Source organism: Cupriavidus sp. HMR-1 (assembly GCF_000319775.1).
Classification (GTDB): Bacteria; Pseudomonadota; Gammaproteobacteria; order Burkholderiales; family Burkholderiaceae; genus Cupriavidus; species Cupriavidus metallidurans.
This window is the reverse complement of sequence record NZ_ANKP01000249.1, coordinates 13,509-32,691: the sequence shown is the minus strand read 5'-3', so window position 1 is coordinate 32,691 and position 19,183 is coordinate 13,509. Positions and strand designations below refer to the sequence as shown.

Here is a 19,183-nt window from a genome sequence, read left to right as displayed (position 1 = left end):
TTTGCGATGATTAGAGATGTCACCTCTGTTATCCCGTAGGCTCCCAGCTTCGCCGGGCGCCTACGGGAGGCAGCGATGCACGGACAGGGATTGGTGACCATGAGCATGCGCGAGGTTGACCGCATGAAGGTAGTCCAGGCGGTGGCCGAGGGCCATTTGACCCGCTGGCGGGCGGCTGAGCGTCTGGGTGTCAGTGCCAGGCATGTCAGGCGGCTCGTCCTGCGGCTCCTGGAGGACGGTCCTGCTGGACTGATATCGCGCAAGCGCGGACGTTCCAGCAACCGCCAACTGCCTCCGGGCCTGGAATCCCGTGTCCGTGGCCTGATTCGCGACAGCTACGCCGACTTCGGCCCGACGCTTGCCTGTGAGAAGCTGCGCGAGCGCCATGGCATCGATCTCTCGCCGGCCTGCGTGCGCCGAATCATGATCGACGCCGGCTTCTGGGTGCCCAGGAAGCTGCGCCCGCCCAAGGTCCACCAGCCGCGCAATCGCCGGGCCTGCCGGGGAGAACTGGTGCAGATCGACGGCAGCGATCACGCGTGGTTCGAGGATCGGGCGCCGGCCTGCACGCTGCTGGTCTACGTGGACGACGCGACCAGCCGCCTGATGCAGTTGCTGTTCGTGCCGACCGAATCGACGCTGGCGTACTTTACGGCGACGCGCGCCTATGTCGAGCGCCACGGCAAGCCGATGGCGTTCTACTCGGACAAGGCCGGCATCTTCCGTTCGAACCAGCGGCCATCGCCCGAGGAGCGCGGTTATACGCAGTTCGGGCGCGCGCTGTTCGAGCTGAACATCGACATCCTGTGCGCCAACTCCAGCCAGGCCAAGGGCCGCGTGGAGCGGATGAACGGCACGCTGCAGGACCGGCTGGTGAAGGAACTGCGGCTGCGGGAGATTTCCAGCATGGCGGCCGCCAACGCCTATGCGCAGAGCTTCATCGCCGACTTCAATGCGCGCTTCGGCAAGGTGCCGCGCAGCGACTTCGATGCGCACCGGGCGCTGCGCGACGACGAGGATCTGGCACGGATCTTCAGCTGGCGCGAATGGCGCAAGGTCTCGCAGAGCCTCACACTGCAGTACGACAAGACCATGTACCTGCTGGAGGACCGCCCGGAGCACCGTCGGCTGATCCACCGCTACATCGAGGTGGCCGAGTATCCGGACGGGGGGATCGAGCTGTGGGCCAATGGCGCGTCCCTGCCCTTCACCACGTATCACCGGTTCCCGGAGATCGACCAGGGGGCGATCGTCGAGAACAAGCGGCTCGGCCATGTGCTGGCGATCGCGGCGCGCGTGCAGGCGCTGCGCGATAACCGGCATCAGGCGGGGCCGTCGCGCACGCTCTCGGGCGAGCCGCCGCGCCCGGCCACGGTGCCCTTGAACGTCAAGCGGCAGCGGCTGATCAACCGGCTCGATCTGGAGCGCGCGATGGCTGCACATCAGAATGCGGACATTTTAACTTTGCCCACCGCGACGTCACCGCCCCACCCTGAGCAAAGCTCGGTCGCCTCAGGCCAGCGCCACCGCCCCACCATACCCCCAACAAAAACAGCCAATCCCGCACAAAAAGCACGTTCGGACTGACATTTCAATTTAGCGGAAGGCCGGACATTTCAACTTAGCCTAGACACTTCAGTCAGGTAGAGTGTAAGGGCTAAGTTGTAATGTCGTACCTCACAGCCTGATTTGATCGTGGCTTTCGGGCTTGCATGGAGCAAGAGCGCGTGCGAATTCAGGCTATCGATGCCAGATAGGTGTTGACGCTACTTCAAGTAGTGTATCTGACGCGCTCTGAAGAGCGTGGCCGCCGAACGGCCGCTCTGCGGTATTACAACGGACATCTGAACGGCCTAGCAAAGTAGCGATTGGACGACGCCTCATGACCGGTCTCTGATGCTGGCCGGAGCCCGGCAGGAACCTGGCCCACCGGCAGGAGCTGCTTGTGACAAATCTAAGTCCCAACCTGAGAACGCTTGTCCAGCAAGGGCTGGCGCAGAACTGACCGAAATCCCCCGGCGAGTTGACAGATTTACTGTCGCAACGGTGACACATTTAGTACGGTCTACGTCTCCGCCGCCCCAAGAATACGGCATTCGTCGTATGTACCTGAATCTTTCCGATTCGTAGAATCCGCTGGACGTAACCGGTCGCAGGAACGCCTGTGCGCGACCGGCGGAGCAGGAACGGCCACGCTCAGGCCGCTCCGACCAGAGACAGCGCCCGGAGTTCTCCGGGCCGCCCTAACCCCGGAATCTCATGTTCCCGATTATTTCTCACCGGCCCGCCAGTGTCCTTTGTGCCGTGGTCGTCTTCCTCGCGAGCGCCGGCCTTGCCGGTTGCAACGGCGGCGACTCTGGCAATGCTTCCCAGCCTGCAACCACAGCCACCACGCCATCCCCTGCAACGTATGCGGTGGGTGGCACGGCCAACGGCCTGACTGGCACCGGCCTGGTCCTGCAGAACAACGGGGGCGACGATATCGCCGTGGCGGCCAATGGCGCGTTCGCATTCGCAACGCCGGTGGCCAGCGGAGCGGCTTACGCGGTGACCGTGAAAACCCAGCCGAGCGCACCGCCTCAGACCTGTACGGTTAACAACGGCAGTGCCACCATGGGGAGTGCTGCAGTCAGCAGCGTCACCGTGCTCTGCTCGATCAGCAGCTATCCGGTGGGGGCTACGGTGAAAGGGCTGGACCTGAACGGCCTGAGCGGCAGCGGTCTGGTCCTGCAAAACAACGGCGCCGACGACATGCCGGTGGCCGCCGATGGCACGTTCAACTTCAAGACACCGGTGGCAAGCGGCGCGAACTATGCCGTGACGGTGAAAGCACAGCCTCACTGGAACTCCTGCTCGGTCGACAACGGCGGCGGCACCGTCACCACCAGCACCGTGACGGCGAGCGTGCTCTGCTTGGAAGGCTGGACGTTCGCGGGCTCCACGGCTGGCGGCGCAGCCGCCGCGTTCTTTCATCCGATTGACGTCGCGGTCGATGGTACCGGCAACGTGTATGTGGCCGACTACGGCAACCATCGCATCCGCAAGATATCGCCCTATGGTGCGGTCACGACGCTGGCCGGATCGGGAGTCGCCGGTTCGACAGATGGCACCGGCACAGCAGCGTCGTTCAATCTGCCTTCAGGCGTTGCCGTCGACGGCGCCGGCAATGTCTACGTGGCCGATACCTACAATCACCTGATTCGCAAGATCACCTCCGCAGGCGTCGTCTCGACGCTGGCAGGCTCGGGATCGAGCGGCTCCGCCGACGGGACGGGAAGCGCCGCATCCTTCTACTATCCGTCCGACATCGTCGTGGACGTTGCCGGCAACGTCTTTGTTGCCGATACCTACAATCACCTGGTCCGCATGGTTACACCCACCGGCGTCGTCACCACGCTGGCGGGCACCGGCACCGCAGGCTTTGCCGACGGTCCGGCCCAGGCTGCCGCATTCAATCGCCCCGCGGGTATTGCGGTGGACGCTGCCGGCAACATCTACGTGTCCGATCTGGGCAACGCCAGGATTCGCAAGATCTCGCCCGCGAACGTTGTCACAACGCTGGCTGGCTCCACAACACGCGGCTCCGCCGACGGCACGGGTGCGGCTGCCTCGTTCACCAGCCTGCTTCGCATCGCAACGGATGCTGCAGGGAACGTCTATGCGGTAGATGCCGGCAGCAACGCGGTTCGCAAGGTGACGCCTGCCGGCGTCGTCACAACACTTGTTCAGCCCTCCTTCTACGATTGGGCCTATAAGGTTCCGGCCTTGCTGGCTCAGCCCTTCGGCGTGGCGGTTGATGCCCGCGGGAACATCTTCGTGGCGGACACCAATAACGCCCTGATCCGCATGTTCACGGTCCCAGCGCCGTAATCCATCGTCCGCATACGCACGCCCCGGCAACAACCAGGGGCATGCGGGAAGATCGTCTCGCGACTGCCTGCCTTGCCATTGCAAGGCGCCTTCGCGGACAGCCCTCCCGCCATAGGAATGAATCCCCCCCTCTTGCTCCACATTGCGCGCGCGCCCCACCCCTTGGGAAGCGGGTTCGCGCACGGGCCGCGCGATCCAATGCGCTTCAGCCCACCGCCATGTCCTCCCCCAAGTACCGGCAAGCGGTTGGCCGCCCGTTGGCCCCCTCAGGCTCGCTCAACCTTACCGGCGCAAGGTTGAGCGACTGGCGCAGCGCTACCGGCAGGACCGCCCGTAGGGTCTTGTTTCTCGCAAATGGGGGCAACTCGGTCACCGGCAGTTGCCTCCCGGCCTGGCGTCGCGCATTCGCGGCCCGCTATTCACTGCGGACCTCAACGCGCTTTGCCAAGGAGCAGCGCAGTGACTTCGATGCCACCGGCCGCTGCACAGCGACGAGGACCTGGAGCAGATCTTCAACTGGCGCGTGTGGCGCAAGGTTTCGGCGAGTCTCACGCTGCAGTACGACAAGGTGAAGTACCTGCTAGAGGACCGGCCCGAACACCGGCGCCTGATTCACCGCCAAATTGAGGTGGCCGACTACCCGGACGGACACGTCGAGTTGTGGGCCGATGGCGCCCCCTGCCCTACACCCCCTACCACCGGCTCTCGGCGATCGATCAAGGCGCAATCGTGTAGAACAGGCGGCTGGGCAACGTGCTGGACATCGCGACCCAGGTGCGGGCGCTGCGCGACGACCGTCACCAGGCCGGCCGTTCACGGAAGCTGCTGGGCGAACCGCCGCGGCCGCACAACCCGCCGCTGCACGTGAAGCGGCAGCGGTTCCAATTCCAGTTTGGCTTCGCACACTCAAGGGGGGACGGTTCAGTTCAACCCATCGCCACACATTGAGTCTTTCCCACTGACATGCAGCGTAGTCCATTAACCTTGTTGGTGCCGGATCGTCGGCAAGCGCCGACCAGTTCAGACAGCACGGCTTGCGGCCTGTTCCAGACTAGCCCGCGCGATGACACGGTGGAACGGTGTGATTGCCGCGAGATATGTCCGTCCCAGCAAGTTATGGCAATGCACTACGGTCACCAGGACGAGCTCCCTGCCGCCTGCCGCACCCACGCGCAGCTGGATCGCGAGCCGGAAGTCGAGATGACGATCGTCCTCGCCCATCACCAGTTCCCCCGCACTCTTCGACCGCAGTGGAAAGAAACCGATCACCGGCCCTTGCGCCGCCGCAGCAATACCGACCGCACGAGACGATTTGACGCCTACTGTCGCCATTATCGTGTCCCGTACCCGCGTCAGCGCACGAATCCACCACGCCTGCCGCTCGAATCCAGCGCGCGCCAACACTTCGAGATCGTCGCTGGCCCCCGCCGGCAACTGAACCGCATACGCATCCAGCAGGTCCGCGCCCCTATAAAGCGGCGCCAGGACGCTGTCGGGTGGCGTGGGTATCGCATAGGCTTTATGGGCATCGATCATCAACCAATCTCTTCATGGTTTGGGTTTAGCGCGAGCCTGCGCTAAACATTGTTTCTCTGTGCCATCAGCACACCGCGAGCCAATCGCCCCGGGAACGATGGATGGATCTGCCACGCAGTTGTCATTGCCAGGACGCCGCGATCTACTTTGAAGAACCGAACCTGCTCGGTGCCAATCCAGGCTGGATGCCAAGCCGTGTCGACCTTGATGATGAGTCTGTCCTCATCCTCGACACGACACAAACCAGAATAAGCAATCATTGTCTCGAAAAGGGCCGCCGGATCGTTACTCAGGCGCTCTCTGGATGTGAGTATCGACATCATCCTATCGCGCTCGATGACGATATGGCCGAGTGGTTCGACACCGTATGTGTCCGCGCGCTCACCTGTATCCTCGAGCTCGACCTGAAAAGATAGAATCCTCCACCACCCGAATAACGGGTGGGCTTCGATGTCAGACATGGCCATCTCATCTCTCCTTGGTTTCGCCAACCTAACAGTCAGACACGGGCGATTGGCTTCACGCCATCAGGCGCAATTCACCTTTGGGCCATCTGGCCAACGCCTTGCCGGATACTGAGCCCAATCAGTGCGTCGTAAAGTTCCTGCTGTCCAGCCGGCAGCACCGGCAGCAGTGTGGCGCGTCGCTTCTCGATATCGAACAGGGATTCCACCAGCCACCCCACCAGATAGAGCGCAGCAAGGCAGCCTCCAGCCGTGGCGACGCTTCCCTGGCATACCAGGGGCTGGTCCACTAAATCGAGCCCTAGAGCTTGAAAGCCTCCGCGCGCATCCGGGTGCGTTGTCGCACGACCATCAGGAAGCAGTCCAAGTCGTTCAAGGATGAAGGCGCCTGCACAGATGGAGCCAATGAACTGTCGTGTGGGATCGAGTTGGAAGGATGGTAGGAAATCCGGATGAGCAAGCGCTGCAGGTATGCCCTGCTTGCCGCTGGTAAACAACACTGCATCGGCGTGATTGGCCTCAGAGAGAGAGCCATGTGCCGAAACCGACAGTCCGTTCGCCGATCGCACGATAGAACTAGGCGCCAGGATGCGCACGTTCCAGTCCTTGGTGTTGCGGCCCAAGATGTCCCACATTAGGAAGAGGTCGATATCGGTGAATTGGTCGAACGTGACCAGTGCGATTTCTTTCAAGGTGAACTCCCGGCGAAGCGCTGCTGTGCAAAATGCAGCGGCGGTCTATGCTAATGTTCGCAGCGTATCAACCCAGATCGCACCATACACAGCCTGTATGGCGCAGACATATGAGCAAACTGACTCGCGACCACTGGGTCTCGGCTGGCCTTGAGTCCCTGGACCAAGAAGGACACGCCGGCGTCTCGGCCGAAATCCTGGCTCGTCGGTTGAACGTAACCCGTGGTTCGTTCTATCACCACTTTCGCAATCGCGAAGACTTCGTGCGTACGTTGCTGGCCAAGTGGGAAGAGGACTACACGGAGCGGATGCTTGCCTATGCAGCGCAGGGACGCACCGCCCGCGAAACCTTGATGCGCTATTTGAGCATTGCCGCTGAGAAACAGCCGGGCCGGGAAGTTGCCATCCGAGCGTGGGCGCTGCACGATCCGTTGGTGGCCGAGTTTCAGCAACGCGTTGACGCAACGCGACTGGCTTTCGCGGTCAGAATGTGCCGTCGATGGGTTCGCTCGCCTAGCCATGCAGAACTAATCGGCCAGGCGGCTCACCTGTGCTTAATCGGTGGTCAGCAGGCAGGGCTGCGACGTGACGCCAGTCGCTTCAATAAGCTCATGCAGGATGCGTTTACCCTCTTCAAAGACACACTTCCACCGCGCGCCTGAGACCACGCTGCCGGCTTAACGGCAGATCCATCCATTGTCGTCAGACATTGTGATTGACATACAGGTCAGTTGGGGTCTAGGCGCACGATTCTGGTTATCTCGTCGCGCGGCGACGAGGATCTGGCGCGGATCTTCAGCTGGCGCGAATGGCGCAAGGTCTCGCAGAACCTGACGCCGCACGCAGTACGCCAAAGTGGTGGTCCTGCAGGAGGTCAAGGTGGCCGAGCATCCCGAAGTCCATGTCGAATTGTGGGTGGGCGGTGCTCCCCTGCCCTACACGACCTATGACCGATTCCCGGAGTCAGACCAGCGCGCGATCGCGGACAACAAGCGCCTGGGGCACGCGCTGGCGATCGCGGCCGAGGTGCAAGCACAGCACATCAACCGGCTCGGCCTGGAACGAGCGATGAAGTAGCGGCTACCGACCGCGGATTCAACCGGTCGATGCAACGGCTTGATGGAATCGACGGACCGCTAAGGTTCGACAACGGGCCTCTGAGCATCGGCCCCATCCTTAGCCTGCCAGCCTCCCCCAAGCGAGCGAAAGAGCGCGACGCTGGAGACCAGCTGACGTCGATGAATACTCTCGAGAGTGCGTTCGTTAGTGAGCGTCGTTGCCTCCACCACATTAACGTCGAGGTATGCCGCCGCTCCTTTCTTGTAGCGATCCGTCGCCTGCGCGAGCGCGCGTTGTGACGCCTGGACGGCGGCCTCCTGACTCGATGCAGCGTCCTTCAGGAGTCTCGTGGCCGCGTAGCTGTCCTCCACATCTTGCACCGCACTTAGCACGGTCTGCCGGTAGTCGGCTGCAGCAGCATCGAATTGCGCCTGGGCACTGTCCACGCCGGCTTGGCGCTTCCCTCCGTCGAAGATTGTCGCAGCCAGGGCAGGCCCCACCGCCCAGAACCGACCGGGGGCCGTAAGGAGTCCGGCCAAGCCTGAGCTCTCGACACCCCCGCTTAGATTGAGCATGAGACTCGGAAAGAACGCGGCCTTGGCAACGCCGATTTGGGAATTGGCCGCCGAAACACGACGCTCTACCGCGGCTATGTCCGGACGTCGCTTTAATAACTCGCTGGGAACTGCTGCAGGTATTTCAGGAAGTTGCGTTCCATAGGCGTCATGTGGTGCGATCGAAAACGTGCTGGCAGGCTCGCCCACCAGTGTTGCGAGCGCATGTTGCAGTTGGGTTCGCGCAAGGGTTAGGTCAGCCAATTGAGCTTTAGTACTGTCGCGCTGTGCCTGAGCCTGCGCAACGTCGCTCTCAGCCGCAATTCCGCCCTGATATCTGTTGGTGACCATCGCGAGCACCGAAGAATAGGCGTCCACAGTCTGCCGTAACAGCGATGCCTCGCGGTCAAGCGAGCGGATTGCGAAGTAATCCGTGGCGACTTCCGCCTGCAAGGTCAGCCGAACTGCGGCGACATCGTCCGCGCTTGCTTGCACCCGAGACGCTGCCGCATCGACAGTATTGCCGATTCGCCCAAATAGGTCAGGTTCCCAGGTCGCACTGAATCCAATAAGCCGGTCCGGCGTTGTCTTACCGGCCAGCGACCGGCCAACTACGTTTGCCGACACATGACTACTGGTAGCGCTAGCATTCGCGCCGGCTGTCGGAAAATACGCTGCGCGTGCAGCATCGGCCTGGGCCCGGGAATCCTGCAGCACAGCCATCGATTTCTTGAGCGTTTGGTTTGTCACGTCGATGCGTCGAATTAACGCATCAAGGTCGCCGTCATGGTAAGACGTCCACCACTCAGCGGGAATCCGACTCAGGACTGGATCGCTCGCTTCTGCATACTTCGCGGGAAGATCGATCTCCGGAACGTGGTAAATCGGTGCGAAAGAGCATCCCGCTAGCCATACACAAACCGCACTTACGGCCAGCCTCTTCACGATTTCACTCCTTGCGACGCGACCATCTGCGGCGAAGACACTCTCACACGCGCGCCGCCGACGAGCCCATCCCCCGGGTTCACGATAACCCGGGCATTCGCAGCCAGCCCGCCCAAGACCTCTACGTGCGAACCAAAGTCACGTCCCAACTGGATCTTCTGAATCGCGACCTTCCCGTTTTGGTCGACGATTGCCACCGATGCTCCGCTGGCGGGAAACATAAGCGTACTCGCGGGTAGATCCAATCCCGCCCGATCCGCTTCCGGCACGATATGGGCCTCGGCGTAGGCACCTGGCAGGATCTTTCCACCTTGACTGTCCACGTCGAGCTCGACTCGGAGACTACGGGTCACCGGGTCCATTGCGCCCGCCGTCCGCGTAATCGCGGCCGGGAAATGGTGGTCTGGCGATTGCGGTAGCGTCAACCAAGCCTTGGTGCCAGGTGCAACTGCCGCGCTCACCGACTGCGGGACCTGAACATAGACCCGAAGACGGCTGCCAGCCGAGATGTGAAACAGTTCGCGCCCCTGGTTAGGCGCACTCCCCGCATCAATAAGCGCGCCGGCGTCTACGTTCCGCGCTGTGATCACACCATCAAACGGAGCCCGAATCTGCGTGTACGAAGCCAGTTGCGCGACGCGTGCTGTATTCGAACGTGCCGAAGCTAGCAATGCCGCTTTGGCCTGCATGTCAGCGACCTTCTGGTCGGTTTCCTGCTGCGCTACCGAGTTAGTGGACTGAAGATCCTTCCACCTGTCGGCTGTAGTCTTAGCGAGTGCGTAGTTGGCAGAGGCGGTCTCTTCGTCTGCGCGTGCCTGCCGAAGTTGGTCCGCAACTTCCGGAGCGTCGATCTCGGCCAGCAGTTGACCGGCCTTTACCTCGGTGCCGATATCCACATACCACTTTCGAAGGTAGCCATTCACCCGCGCGTGGATGGCCGCGTCCTGATAGGCGCGCACGTCGGCAGGCAGCGTGATCTCCTGCGAGGATGCCGCCGGCTTCGGGGAAACAATGCTGACAACAGGAGTTTGTGCGTCGACACTGCGCTTGTGCAGAGCAGCCTCACCATGCACGCGAGGGACGATTCCCACAATCAGCGCCGCCGCTGCCACTATCCCCATCGCGACTACTATCTTGATCTGCCTGCGGGGCAACGGCACGCGACTATTGTTCTTTCGTTCGATTTGGGTCATACCGGACTCTGTACTTTCATTGTGTTCTGGCGCGAGTTGGCTCGCTTTTCGAGCCAGCCATGCAAGACTGCGAAGAATGTGGGGACGAGCACGAGGGTCGCGACGGTTCCAAAAGCCAGACCGCCAATAACGACGCGGCCCAGCGGTGCGTTTTGCGCGCCCGCGCTTCCCGCTCCCAATGCCATGGGAACCATGCCGAACAGCATCGCAAGGGCCGTCATCACGACAGGCCGGAATCGTCCGAACCCTGCCTCATACGCTGCCTCCACGGCTCCCTTCCCTTCATTCAATAGCTCCCGGGCACGGCTAACAACGAGAATGCTGTTAGCCGTTGCAATGCCAACGCACATGATTGCCCCCGTCAGCGCAGGCACGCTAATCGTTGTGTAGGTGGCAAATAGCATCCATGCCATCCCGGACAGCGCGACCGGCAACGCGCCGACAATGGCAAGCGGGTCCAGCCACGACTGGAAGTTCACGACCATCAGCAGGTAGACCAGCACAATGGCCGCAGCCAGTCCCGTAAGCAGTCCAGCAAACGAAGCGTGCATTGTTTGGACCTGGCCGCGAACCACAATGCGAGAGCCAGCTGGCAGGCTTGGCCGGACGCTGTCGACAACACGCTGCACGTCTGCAGACACTGCTCCCAGGTCACGGCCGCGCACAGAGCCAAACAAATCGAGTACCGGTTGTACGTTGTAGTGGGAAATCACACCCGGCTGGCTGCTTCGACTGACTGCGCCAAACTGGCCGAGCTGCGCCGCACCGCCCTGTCTCAGCATCTCTGCACCAATCCCGAGCGGGATATTCGACAGTGTCTGGAGGGAGTCCATTGCGTACTGCGGAACCGAAATCAGCAACGGGTAGCTCACCCCATTCTTGGGGTTCAGCCAGAAGTTCGGAGACGTCTGGCTGCTCCCCGACAACGCGATAAGAAGGTTCTGTGCTATGTCTCGTTGCTGCATCCCTGCCTGCAACGCACGAGTGCGGTCTACGTTTACCGTCAATGCAGGCTGATCATCCGGTTGCTGCAGATGTAGGTCGCTAAGGCCGCGCACGGCCGACAGCTTCCGCAACAAGTCATTTGCGACAGTGCGATTTCCCGCAGCATCATTACCCACGACCTGCACGTCAATCGGCGCAGGGAGGCCAAAGTTCAGGATTTGGCTGACCATATCGCCGGGCAAGAATGAAAAGCTCACGCCTGGGAATGCCACCGGTAGTTCGGCATCGAGCGTCTCGATGAGCGCCGATGACTTTCCAGCAGAGGGATTCAACGAGATCAGAATCTCGGCATCGCCCGTTCCGATTGGCAGCGCGGAGTCATAAGTCAAGTTGATGCCGCTGACGGGAAGGCCGATGTTGTCCACGATACTCGCAACGTGAGTGGGACCCACCGTTGTGCGGATCTTCGCCTCAACTTGATCAACCAGGCGCGCAGTCTCTTCAATCCGCGTACCTGTGCGCGCTCGCATATGAAGACGAATCTCCCCACTATCGACTGCCGGGAAGAAGTCCTGGCCCAGAAATGGCACCAAAGTCATTGAGCACACGCAGAGCATTGCGAAAAGTGCCATAGCGCGCCGCGGGGATCCCAATGCAAGCGCCAGAACATTTGCGTAGGACTGGCGGACACGCTCAAAACCTTGCTCGAATTTCGAATGCACGCTAGAGAACCAGCTGGCAAAGCGGCCTTCCGCATGATGCCCGCTACGCTCCCGGCTGAAGAGATAGTGGGCCAACGTGGGGATCAAGGTGCGCGAGAGGAAGTATGACGCCATCATCGCAAACACCACCGCCTCTGCGAGCGGAACGAACAGGTAACGAGCGACTCCGCTCAGCATGAACATCGGCAAGAACACGATGCAAATGCAGAGGGTAGATACGAGCGTCGGCAATGCAATTTGCGCGGACCCGTCCAGGATCGCGTCTTCCAGCGGCTTGCCCATTTCCCGGTGGTGCGTAATATTCTCGATCGCTACCGTTGCATCGTCGACTAGCACACCGACTGCAAGAGCCAAGCCGCCCAATGTCATGATGTTCAATGTTTGGCCCAATGCCGACAAAGCCATCAAGGCAGCCAAGACCGACAGCGGAATGGTGACAGCAATAATGAGAGTGGCCCGCCAGCTTCCAAGGAATAGCAGAATCATCGCCGCAGTCAGGCACGCGGCTATCAATGCTTCATGCAACACGCCGTCAATAGCAGATGTCACGAAGATTGACTGATCGGAGATGGGTTGCACCACCAGAGATTTTGGCAATCCGGCGGTCACGTCTGGAAGCAGTGCCTTGATCTGCGAGATGATGGAGAGCGTCGAAGCGTTCCCGCTCTTCTCGATCTCCAGGAGCGCAGAACGCTTTCCATCACGCCGAACGACATTCAGTTGAGGAGCGTAGCCGTCGCGTACCTGAGCGACGTCACGCACGTAGACCGTGCCGTCCGGCCCACTGCGAATTGGCAAGTCATTGAGTGCCGCGATGGTTTGGGTGCTGCCATTTAGGTCCACCCGATACTCAAGCGCGCCAATCTTTGCCGTTCCGCCCGGCAAGGTGAGATTCTGGGCGTTGATCGCATTGACCACATCGAGAGGCGACAGACCTCGCGCCTGCAGTGCTTCCGTATTGAGGTCGACAGCCACCTGGCGGACCTTGCCACCGTATGGCAGTGGAATCGATGCCCCTTGCACGGTTGCAAGCTGAGTGCGGATAAAGCTGTTACCCAGATCGTAGAGTTCTTGCTCGGGAAGCGTGTCGCTGCCTAGCGCTAGCCGGAGGATTGGGACGGTCGAGGCGTTGTAACTCAGCACCAGTGGAGCAGTCGTCCCTGGTGGCATCGTCTTCAGAAGCGATTGCGCACCGGACGTCGTCTGGGCTATAGCGCGATTTATGTCTGCCCCTGGATGAAAGAACACCTTGATAACGCTTACGCCCGGCAGCGTTTGGGACTCGATATGCTCGATGTCATCCACGCTGTTGGTAAGGGAGCGCTCATATCCTGTCACGATCCGCTGCGACATATCTTGCGCAGAAAGGCCGTTGTAGCTCCACACGATGCTAACAACTGGGATGTCAATAGAAGGAAAAATGTCTGTCGGCGTGCGCAGAATGGCCAACGGCCCGCCCAAAAGCAAAAGTATTGCCAAGACGACAAACGTATATGGCCGACGTAGCGCAAGCCGCACAATCCACATGGTTCACTCCGGGCGCTGTCGGCGCCGATCATCCAGAATTAGCGGCGATTCTATGTACGCAACACCCTTTCAAACGGGGACGAAACGATTACAGTCTTGTCATCCAATAGGCGAACCTGCGCCGTTATCATCGGCTGCATCGTTTGAGCTGCGGCCCCGTGCAGCTGAGGATGAGAACATGAAGATCTTGGTAATCGAAGATGAACCTAAGACTGGCGAGTACCTCCGGAAGGGCCTCACCGAGTCATCTTTCGTTGTCGATCTTGCGTCGACTGGACGGGATGGCCTGCACCACGCCATCGACGGGGACTACGATCTGGTCATTCTTGATGTCATGCTGCCCGGCATGAACGGATGGGAAGTGCTCAAGGAACTCCGGGAACACAAAGATACGCCCGTGCTCTTCCTGACCGCACGCGATGAAGTCGAGGACAGAGTGAAAGGGCTCGAGCTTGGCGGCGACGACTACCTCGCAAAACCCTTTGCTTTCGTCGAGTTGCTGGCGCGTGCCCGGACGCTGCTGCGGCGCGGGCCCGCGCGCGAAGCTGAGCGCATCGAAATCGAGGACTTGGAAATCGACCTTTTGCGTCACCGAGTCTCCCGAGGAGGAATACGCATCGACTTGTCGCCCAGGGAGTTCGCATTGCTCCACTTCCTCGCGCGACGACACGGCGAAGTCCTTAGTCGCACGCAAATCGCCTCACACGTTTGGGATATGAACTTCGACAGCGACACGAACGTCGTGGACGTGGCGATTCGACGCCTTCGAGCGAAGATGGATGACACCTACGCTCCCAAACTTATCCATAGCGTTCGCGGCATCGGCTACGTCCTTGAGAACCGACAGTCTTGATGCGTAAAAGGTCGCTTACCGCTCGGCTCGCACTTGCATTTGCCCTGATTGCCGGACTAACGTTTTCCGGCGTGGGAATCTATCTGTACGGGTCCCTCGCAAGCCAGATCATCGATCGCGACGACGCTGAACTTCTCCGCAAAGCCGCGCGAGCCCAACAGGAACTGGCTGAGCTTCGAAGCTCCCCCATTGAAAACCGATGGGAGGAGGTACTTGGCGTGGTGAAAGGAAACGAGGAGTTCGGCATCCGCATATTAGATGCGCGCGGCGTGCAGTTGGCGACGGCCGGTGCAAACTATGGGATAAAGCCGCTTGCTAGCGGCGCTTACGCCAAAGAGCGGGATGCGGCCGGGCCGATTCAGGCCTGGAGCACACCGAGTGACATGCCGGTACGCATGACCACTATCAAGGCCAACGTCAGCGGTGAGATGTCGCCAGTAGTGGTAGAACTGTTTCAGGTCGCTAGCAGTCGTGTTTCCCTCCTACGGGACTATCGCTGGAAACTATTTATCGCAGTCCTTCTGGGTACACTTGGCGCAGGCGGACTGGGATACGCAGCGCTTCAGGCTGGCATGGCGCCATTGCGAAGTATCGCAGCCGGCACGGCCTCAGTGACCTTCACAAGCGGAGCGCTACCCGTTGATCCATCCAGGCTGCCTGCAGAACTTGATGATTTGGCGCGCGCCCTGCAGAGAATGATTGACCGTCTCCGTGAACGGTACGATCGGCTTTCGCAGTTTTCAGCGGACCTTGCCCACGACTTCCGTACGCCAATTACCAACCTGCTCGGCCAGACCCAGGTTGCACTGAGCAGCGACAGATCTATTGAAGAGTATCAATCGCTGCTGGTCTCGAATGTTGAGGAGTATGAGCGCCTTTCTCGGATGATTGAGAACATGCTCTTCCTGGCAAGAGCCGACAATGCACGGGTTGCCATTCGCGCTACGGAGCTCGACCTTCGCGAAGAACTGCATCGGCAGGCAGACTACTTCGAATCGTTGGCGGAAGCACGGCAAATAACTATCCAAGTCAATGCGCAAGGGAAGGTTTTCGCAGACCCAACGCTATTCCGACGCGCGTTAAGTAACTTGCTGTCAAATGCAATCCGCTATGCCAATGAGGGCACCAGAGTAACCGTTCACGGTCGACACACTGGAGGTGTCGCTCAAGTTAAGGTGGAGAACGTCGGACCGGGCATTGCCCCGGAGCACCTTTCCCTGCTCTTCGACCGCTTTTTTCGCGCAGACCCCGCGCGCGCCAACTCTGGTGAGTCATCGGGAATTGGGCTTGCAATTGTCAAGACCATCATGGATCTTCACCACGGAGCGGTTTCTGTTCGCTCCGTGGTGAATGCCACTACGTCCTTTGAACTGGAGTTTCCTGACAATAGGACAATCCCGCATAGCTGACGGGCAACTCTTCGCTAACTCCCAAATCAGCTATCGCACTGGAGGCGGCCGACTACCTGCTTGCCTGGGCAGACCGCTGTATCTGGCGACTGAATCGATGACTCCACGCTCCCATTTCAAAGAACAATCGATAGCAAGTCGCTCAAGGCAGTGATTCGTTGAGGTCAGAGCAGAAAGACGCGCTTGATGAGGCGAGAACAATGGCCGAGGATATCCAAGCGTTCTTCTTTGATGGCCGAAGGGCCGAGACCGGCTGCAGATTCAACCGGTCGATGCAACAGCTTGATGGAATCGTTCAGTCGGTGTATCGAAGCTTAGTGTCTTGCGCCTGGTTGCTTTCAGTTTCTCGACTGGCGAGTTAGGAAATGGACCATTTCTGGTCACGCGCGAGACCCCGACCCGCCATCATCCATCGCTCTCGCAGTACGGGTGAACAGCGCCCGAAACTTGTTCCAGAAATCGCCACCGAGCACGAAGAAGCTTGCGACCAGCATCAGGTCGCCGACCAACTGTGCCTCCCACATCTTTGGCCGCAGCCCGGGCCAGATCGCATCCACGTAGGGTTCGAACATGGCCGAGGCCAGTGGCAGGCAGAACATCACGAGGCCGATGGCGTGACGTGTCGGCCCCACGGTGTCGCCGGGGCCGCTGAGGCGGCGCAACAGCAGAGCCTTCAGCCGCTCGAATCCTGGCTTGCCCATCACTGCGATGCTAGCCAGCAGCATGATCTTATTGACGACCACGATCCCGCCCGTCAGCGTCGCGATACCGGTGGCGGATACGCCCGCAAAGGCTGCGATTGGGACGAGGCCCCAAACCGCGTACGCGAGCACGAAGACACCAATGCCGGCGCGGAAGCGCCAAGTGCCCGGAGCGTGGGCTTCAGCCGGTGTGTCGGGAATCGTCATGCGCATCACCCTGGATAAGGAGTCCGCCATCAGACAATCGAGATGCTTCCCCCGAGGTCATGAATAACGCCGAACTCGGACGAAACTCAGTGTAGCCGACGGACTGCCAGGAGGGTTGGGCGGCTCGGCTGCGTCGGCGGATGGCCGTTCATGCTGCGGATTCAACCGGTCAATGCAACGGTTTGGTGGAACCGTTCAAAGAGGCGAACCACCACCGCCTGCGCGCGTCAGCTTGCACTGATGCCCTTGGCCTTGACGATGGCGCTCCAGCGGTCGTAGTCCTTGTTGAGGCGCGCCTGCATCTCCTTGCCGTCCTGGAACGATGCAATCGCCCCTGCGCTGACCAGCTTCTGCTGCAACTCCTTGTCCTTGCCGACGATGTCGCGCGTTTCGCTGGCAATCCGGTCGACGATGGCTTGCGGCGTGTCCAGTGGCGCGATCAGGCCGCCCCAGGAGTCGAAGTCAAAGCCCGGGAAGCCTTGCTCCGACACGGTCTTCACGCCAGGCAACAGCACGCGGGCGTTGGGCGAACTCAGCGCGATGGCCTTGAGCTTGCCGGCGCGGATATGAGGCAGGGCCGCCACGACGTCGGCGAACATGATGCCCACCTGGCCGCCGAGCAGGTCTGCCACGGCGGGCGCGCTACCCCGGTAAGGCACGTGCAGCACATCGAAGCCGCCGAGGTCCTTCAACTGCTCCATGGCCAGATGGCCGAAGCTGCCGGTGCCGGAACTGGTGTAGCTCAACGGCGTCTTGCTGGCCTTGGCGAAGCGGATCAGGTCGGGCAGCGTTTCGACATGGGGCACCACGGCCGGGTTGATGACGATGGCCATCGGCAGTACGTAGACCGTGGCCACGGACAAAAAGTCCTTCTTCACGTCATAGGCATTGGTCTTGTACATCAGCGGCGCCAGCAAGGCCGGCATGCCGAACATGGACAGGTTGTAGCCGTCGGCGGGGCTGCGGATAAAGCTGGCGGTGCCGATCGAGCCCGATGCGCCGGGCTTGTTTTCGATAATGACCTGTTGGCCGAGCCGTACCGACAGCTTCTGCGCCACGATGCGCGCGGCGGTATCGGTGGGGCCGCCGGCAGGGAATGCGACCACCATCTTGATGAACTTGTCGGGCCAGCCGGTCTTGGCCAGCACCGAAGGCATCACGGCGGCCATCGACGCGGCGGCGCCGGCCTTCAGTGCCTGGCGGCGGGTCAGTAGCAGCTTGGTCATTGTCTTGTCTCCTGTCGATCGAAAATTCGGGGTGTCAGATCACGCCTCTGGATTGCAGATCCGCGATGGCGCTGTCGTCGAGCTTCAGCAATTCCTTGAACACTTCGTGTGTGTGCTGTCCCATGTGCGGCGGCGGCATGCGCACGGGCAGGCGCTGCCCATCGAGCGCATATGGCGGGGCGAGCACCGCCTGGGCACCGGCCTCGCTATCCTCGAAGCGATGCAGCAGGCCAGCCTGCGCGGTGCGTTCCGATTGCAGGGCATCCAGCATGCCCAGCACCTCGCCGCACGGAATCTGCGCAGCCGTCAGGCGTTGCAGCAGTTCGGCGCGCGTAAAGCGCAGCAGCCGCTCCCGTACCTCCGCGAGCAGCACGTCGCGATGGGCCGAGCGCGCCGTGTTGGTGGCAAAGCGTTCGTCATCAGCCCATTCGGGGCAGTCGATGACCTCGCGGCAGAAGCGCTGGAACTGTCCGTTGTTGCCGACCGTGATCACCAGCGGGCCATCGGCGGCCTCGAACACGCCGTACGGCACGATGGACGGATGTGCATTGCCGAACTTGGGCGGATCGCCGGCCTTGAGCAAGGCTTCCATGCCGTAGTAGGACGTGATCATCACGCCGCAGTCGTAGAGCGCCATTTGCACGTGGCTGCCACGGCCGGTGGACTGGCGCGCAAACAGCGCAGCCAGGATCGCCTGGGCCGAATACATGCCCGTAAACATGTCAACCGCTGCCACGCCGAACTTCAGCGGCCCCTGCCCGGCCTCGCCGTTGGTAGCCATCACGCCGGACTCGCCCTGCACGACGAGGTCGTAGCCCGGACGTTCGGCTTCCGGCGTAAAGCGCGCATAGCCGGAAATCGAGCAGTAGACCAGGCGCGGATTGATCTCGCTGAGCTGTTCGTAGCCCAGGCCGAGCTTCTCCGCGCCGCCCACCTTGAAATTCTGGATGACCACGTCGCACTGCGCGGCCAGTTGGCGTGCCAGCGCCAGACCGGCTTCGCTTTGCAGATCGAGCGTCACGGACCGCTTGTTGCGGTTCGCGCTATTGAAATAGGAGGTATTGCGCGTGCCGATGCGCACGCCCCAGTCTCGGGTGTCGTCGCCACGGGCGGGATGTTCCACCTTGATGACGTCCGCGCCCAGGTCGGCCAGCGCCATCGCGCACATCGGCCCTGCCAGCACACGCGACAGGTCCAGCACCCGCACGCCGGCCAGCGGCAGCGATGCCATGTTTTCTTGCTTCATTGATTGCGTCTCCCCGCGTCCGGATCTTTGCCTG

At 61.0% G+C, this 19,183-nt stretch carries 15 protein-coding genes; 6 read left to right on the top strand and 9 right to left on the bottom strand.

What is annotated here, in order from left to right:
• Positions 1-75 precede the first annotated feature (75 nt).
• Positions 76-1,587 (top strand): ISNCY family transposase, encoded by a 1,512-nt coding sequence (locus D769_RS26675; protein WP_008651369.1) that lies wholly within the window; start codon positions 76-78, stop codon positions 1,585-1,587.
• Positions 1,588-2,259: 672 nt separating this feature from the next.
• Positions 2,260-3,870, top strand: coding sequence for an NHL repeat-containing protein (locus D769_RS26670; RefSeq protein ID WP_008651368.1), 1,611 nt, complete (start codon positions 2,260-2,262; stop codon positions 3,868-3,870).
• A gap of 1,020 nt (positions 3,871-4,890) precedes the next feature.
• On the opposite strand, the gene D769_RS26660 is transcribed toward D769_RS26670, so the two are convergent.
• The 3 genes from D769_RS26660 to D769_RS26650 form a co-directional block, all read right to left on the bottom strand.
• Positions 4,891-5,406, bottom strand: a complete 516-nt coding sequence (locus D769_RS26660) for a DUF2867 domain-containing protein (RefSeq protein WP_008651364.1) — start codon at positions 5,404-5,406, stop codon at positions 4,891-4,893.
• Between the two features lie 41 nt (positions 5,407-5,447).
• Positions 5,448-5,867: a lipocalin-like domain-containing protein gene (locus tag D769_RS26655; RefSeq protein ID WP_040011287.1), complete on the bottom strand. Its 420-nt coding sequence runs from the start codon at positions 5,865-5,867 to the stop codon at positions 5,448-5,450.
• A 77-nt stretch (positions 5,868-5,944) separates the two neighbouring features.
• A complete protein-coding gene (locus D769_RS26650; protein ID WP_008651360.1) occupies positions 5,945-6,562 on the bottom strand; it encodes a DJ-1/PfpI family protein in 618 nt (205 codons plus the stop codon).
• A 110-nt stretch (positions 6,563-6,672) separates the two neighbouring features.
• Between D769_RS26650 and D769_RS26645 the strand changes: the two genes are divergently transcribed.
• Positions 6,673-7,224, top strand: coding sequence for a TetR/AcrR family transcriptional regulator (locus D769_RS26645; RefSeq protein ID WP_008651358.1), 552 nt, complete (start codon positions 6,673-6,675; stop codon positions 7,222-7,224).
• A gap of 193 nt (positions 7,225-7,417) precedes the next feature.
• Entirely contained in the window at positions 7,418-7,639 is a 222-nt protein-coding gene (locus D769_RS26640; RefSeq protein ID WP_008651357.1) for a hypothetical protein, read from the top strand.
• Positions 7,640-7,698: 59 nt separating this feature from the next.
• On the opposite strand, the gene D769_RS26635 is transcribed toward D769_RS26640, so the two are convergent.
• Genes D769_RS26635 through D769_RS26625 form a run of 3 tightly spaced genes read right to left on the bottom strand, consistent with a single transcriptional unit; the run spans position 7,699 to position 13,507 of the window.
• The gene (locus tag D769_RS26635) at positions 7,699-9,120 is read right to left on the bottom strand and encodes an efflux transporter outer membrane subunit (RefSeq protein WP_008651354.1); all 1,422 of its coding nucleotides are present in this window, start codon (positions 9,118-9,120) and stop codon (positions 7,699-7,701) included.
• Positions 9,117-10,313 (bottom strand): efflux RND transporter periplasmic adaptor subunit, encoded by a 1,197-nt coding sequence (locus tag D769_RS26630; protein ID WP_008651352.1) that lies wholly within the window; start codon positions 10,311-10,313, stop codon positions 9,117-9,119. Before D769_RS26630 ends, D769_RS26635 begins: the two co-directional genes overlap by 4 nt.
• Positions 10,310-13,507 carry an efflux RND transporter permease subunit gene (locus D769_RS26625; RefSeq protein ID WP_008651350.1) on the bottom strand — a complete coding sequence of 1,066 codons (3,198 nt, stop codon included), beginning with the start codon at positions 13,505-13,507 and terminating at the stop codon, positions 10,310-10,312. Before D769_RS26625 ends, D769_RS26630 begins: the two co-directional genes overlap by 4 nt.
• Before the next feature lie 178 nt (positions 13,508-13,685).
• Here D769_RS26625 and D769_RS26620 point away from each other — a divergent pair, with 178 nt between their 5' ends.
• Together D769_RS26620 and D769_RS26615 are read left to right on the top strand one after the other, a co-directional pair.
• On the top strand, positions 13,686-14,360 hold the full coding sequence (locus tag D769_RS26620) for a heavy metal response regulator transcription factor (RefSeq protein WP_008651349.1): 675 nt from the start codon (positions 13,686-13,688) through the stop codon (positions 14,358-14,360).
• Complete coding sequence (locus D769_RS26615) at positions 14,360-15,769, top strand: heavy metal sensor histidine kinase (protein ID WP_008651347.1); 1,410 nt, start codon at positions 14,360-14,362, stop codon at positions 15,767-15,769. The genes D769_RS26620 and D769_RS26615 overlap by 1 nt, the downstream gene beginning before the upstream one ends.
• Positions 15,770-16,149: 380 nt before the next feature.
• On the opposite strand, the gene D769_RS26610 is transcribed toward D769_RS26615, so the two are convergent.
• The 3 genes from D769_RS26610 to D769_RS26600 form a co-directional block, all read right to left on the bottom strand.
• On the bottom strand, positions 16,150-16,677 hold the full coding sequence (locus D769_RS26610) for a transporter suffix domain-containing protein (RefSeq protein ID WP_008651345.1): 528 nt from the start codon (positions 16,675-16,677) through the stop codon (positions 16,150-16,152).
• A 227-nt stretch (positions 16,678-16,904) separates the two neighbouring features.
• Positions 16,905-17,903, bottom strand: a complete 999-nt coding sequence (locus D769_RS26605) for a tripartite tricarboxylate transporter substrate binding protein (RefSeq protein WP_008651344.1) — start codon at positions 17,901-17,903, stop codon at positions 16,905-16,907.
• Positions 17,904-17,937: 34 nt separating this feature from the next.
• The gene (locus D769_RS26600; RefSeq protein ID WP_008651342.1) at positions 17,938-19,149 is read right to left on the bottom strand and encodes a CaiB/BaiF CoA-transferase family protein; all 1,212 of its coding nucleotides are present in this window, start codon (positions 19,147-19,149) and stop codon (positions 17,938-17,940) included.
• Between the last annotated feature and the right edge of the window lie 34 nt (positions 19,150-19,183).

What these genes read in the sequence shown, in the direction of transcription:
- D769_RS26660 (WP_008651364.1), bottom strand. Translation starts at nt 5,406, where the DNA reads ATGATCGATGCCCATAAAGCCTATGCGATACCCACGCCACCCGACAGC.
- D769_RS26600 (WP_008651342.1), bottom strand. Translation starts at nt 19,149, where the DNA reads ATGAAGCAAGAAAACATGGCATCGCTGCCGCTGGCCGGCGTGCGGGTG.
- D769_RS26655 (WP_040011287.1), bottom strand. Translation starts at nt 5,867, where the DNA reads ATGTCTGACATCGAAGCCCACCCGTTATTCGGGTGGTGGAGGATTCTA.
- D769_RS26615 (WP_008651347.1), top strand. Translation starts at nt 14,360, where the DNA reads ATGCGTAAAAGGTCGCTTACCGCTCGGCTCGCACTTGCATTTGCCCTG.
- D769_RS26645 (WP_008651358.1), top strand. Translation starts at nt 6,673, where the DNA reads ATGAGCAAACTGACTCGCGACCACTGGGTCTCGGCTGGCCTTGAGTCC.
- D769_RS26620 (WP_008651349.1), top strand. Translation starts at nt 13,686, where the DNA reads ATGAAGATCTTGGTAATCGAAGATGAACCTAAGACTGGCGAGTACCTC.
- D769_RS26625 (WP_008651350.1), bottom strand. Translation starts at nt 13,507, where the DNA reads ATGTGGATTGTGCGGCTTGCGCTACGTCGGCCATATACGTTTGTCGTC.
- D769_RS26605 (WP_008651344.1), bottom strand. Translation starts at nt 17,903, where the DNA reads ATGACCAAGCTGCTACTGACCCGCCGCCAGGCACTGAAGGCCGGCGCC.
- D769_RS26610 (WP_008651345.1), bottom strand. Translation starts at nt 16,677, where the DNA reads ATGACGATTCCCGACACACCGGCTGAAGCCCACGCTCCGGGCACTTGG.
- D769_RS26670 (WP_008651368.1), top strand. Translation starts at nt 2,260, where the DNA reads ATGTTCCCGATTATTTCTCACCGGCCCGCCAGTGTCCTTTGTGCCGTG.
- D769_RS26630 (WP_008651352.1), bottom strand. Translation starts at nt 10,313, where the DNA reads ATGACCCAAATCGAACGAAAGAACAATAGTCGCGTGCCGTTGCCCCGC.
- D769_RS26675 (WP_008651369.1), top strand. Translation starts at nt 76, where the DNA reads ATGCACGGACAGGGATTGGTGACCATGAGCATGCGCGAGGTTGACCGC.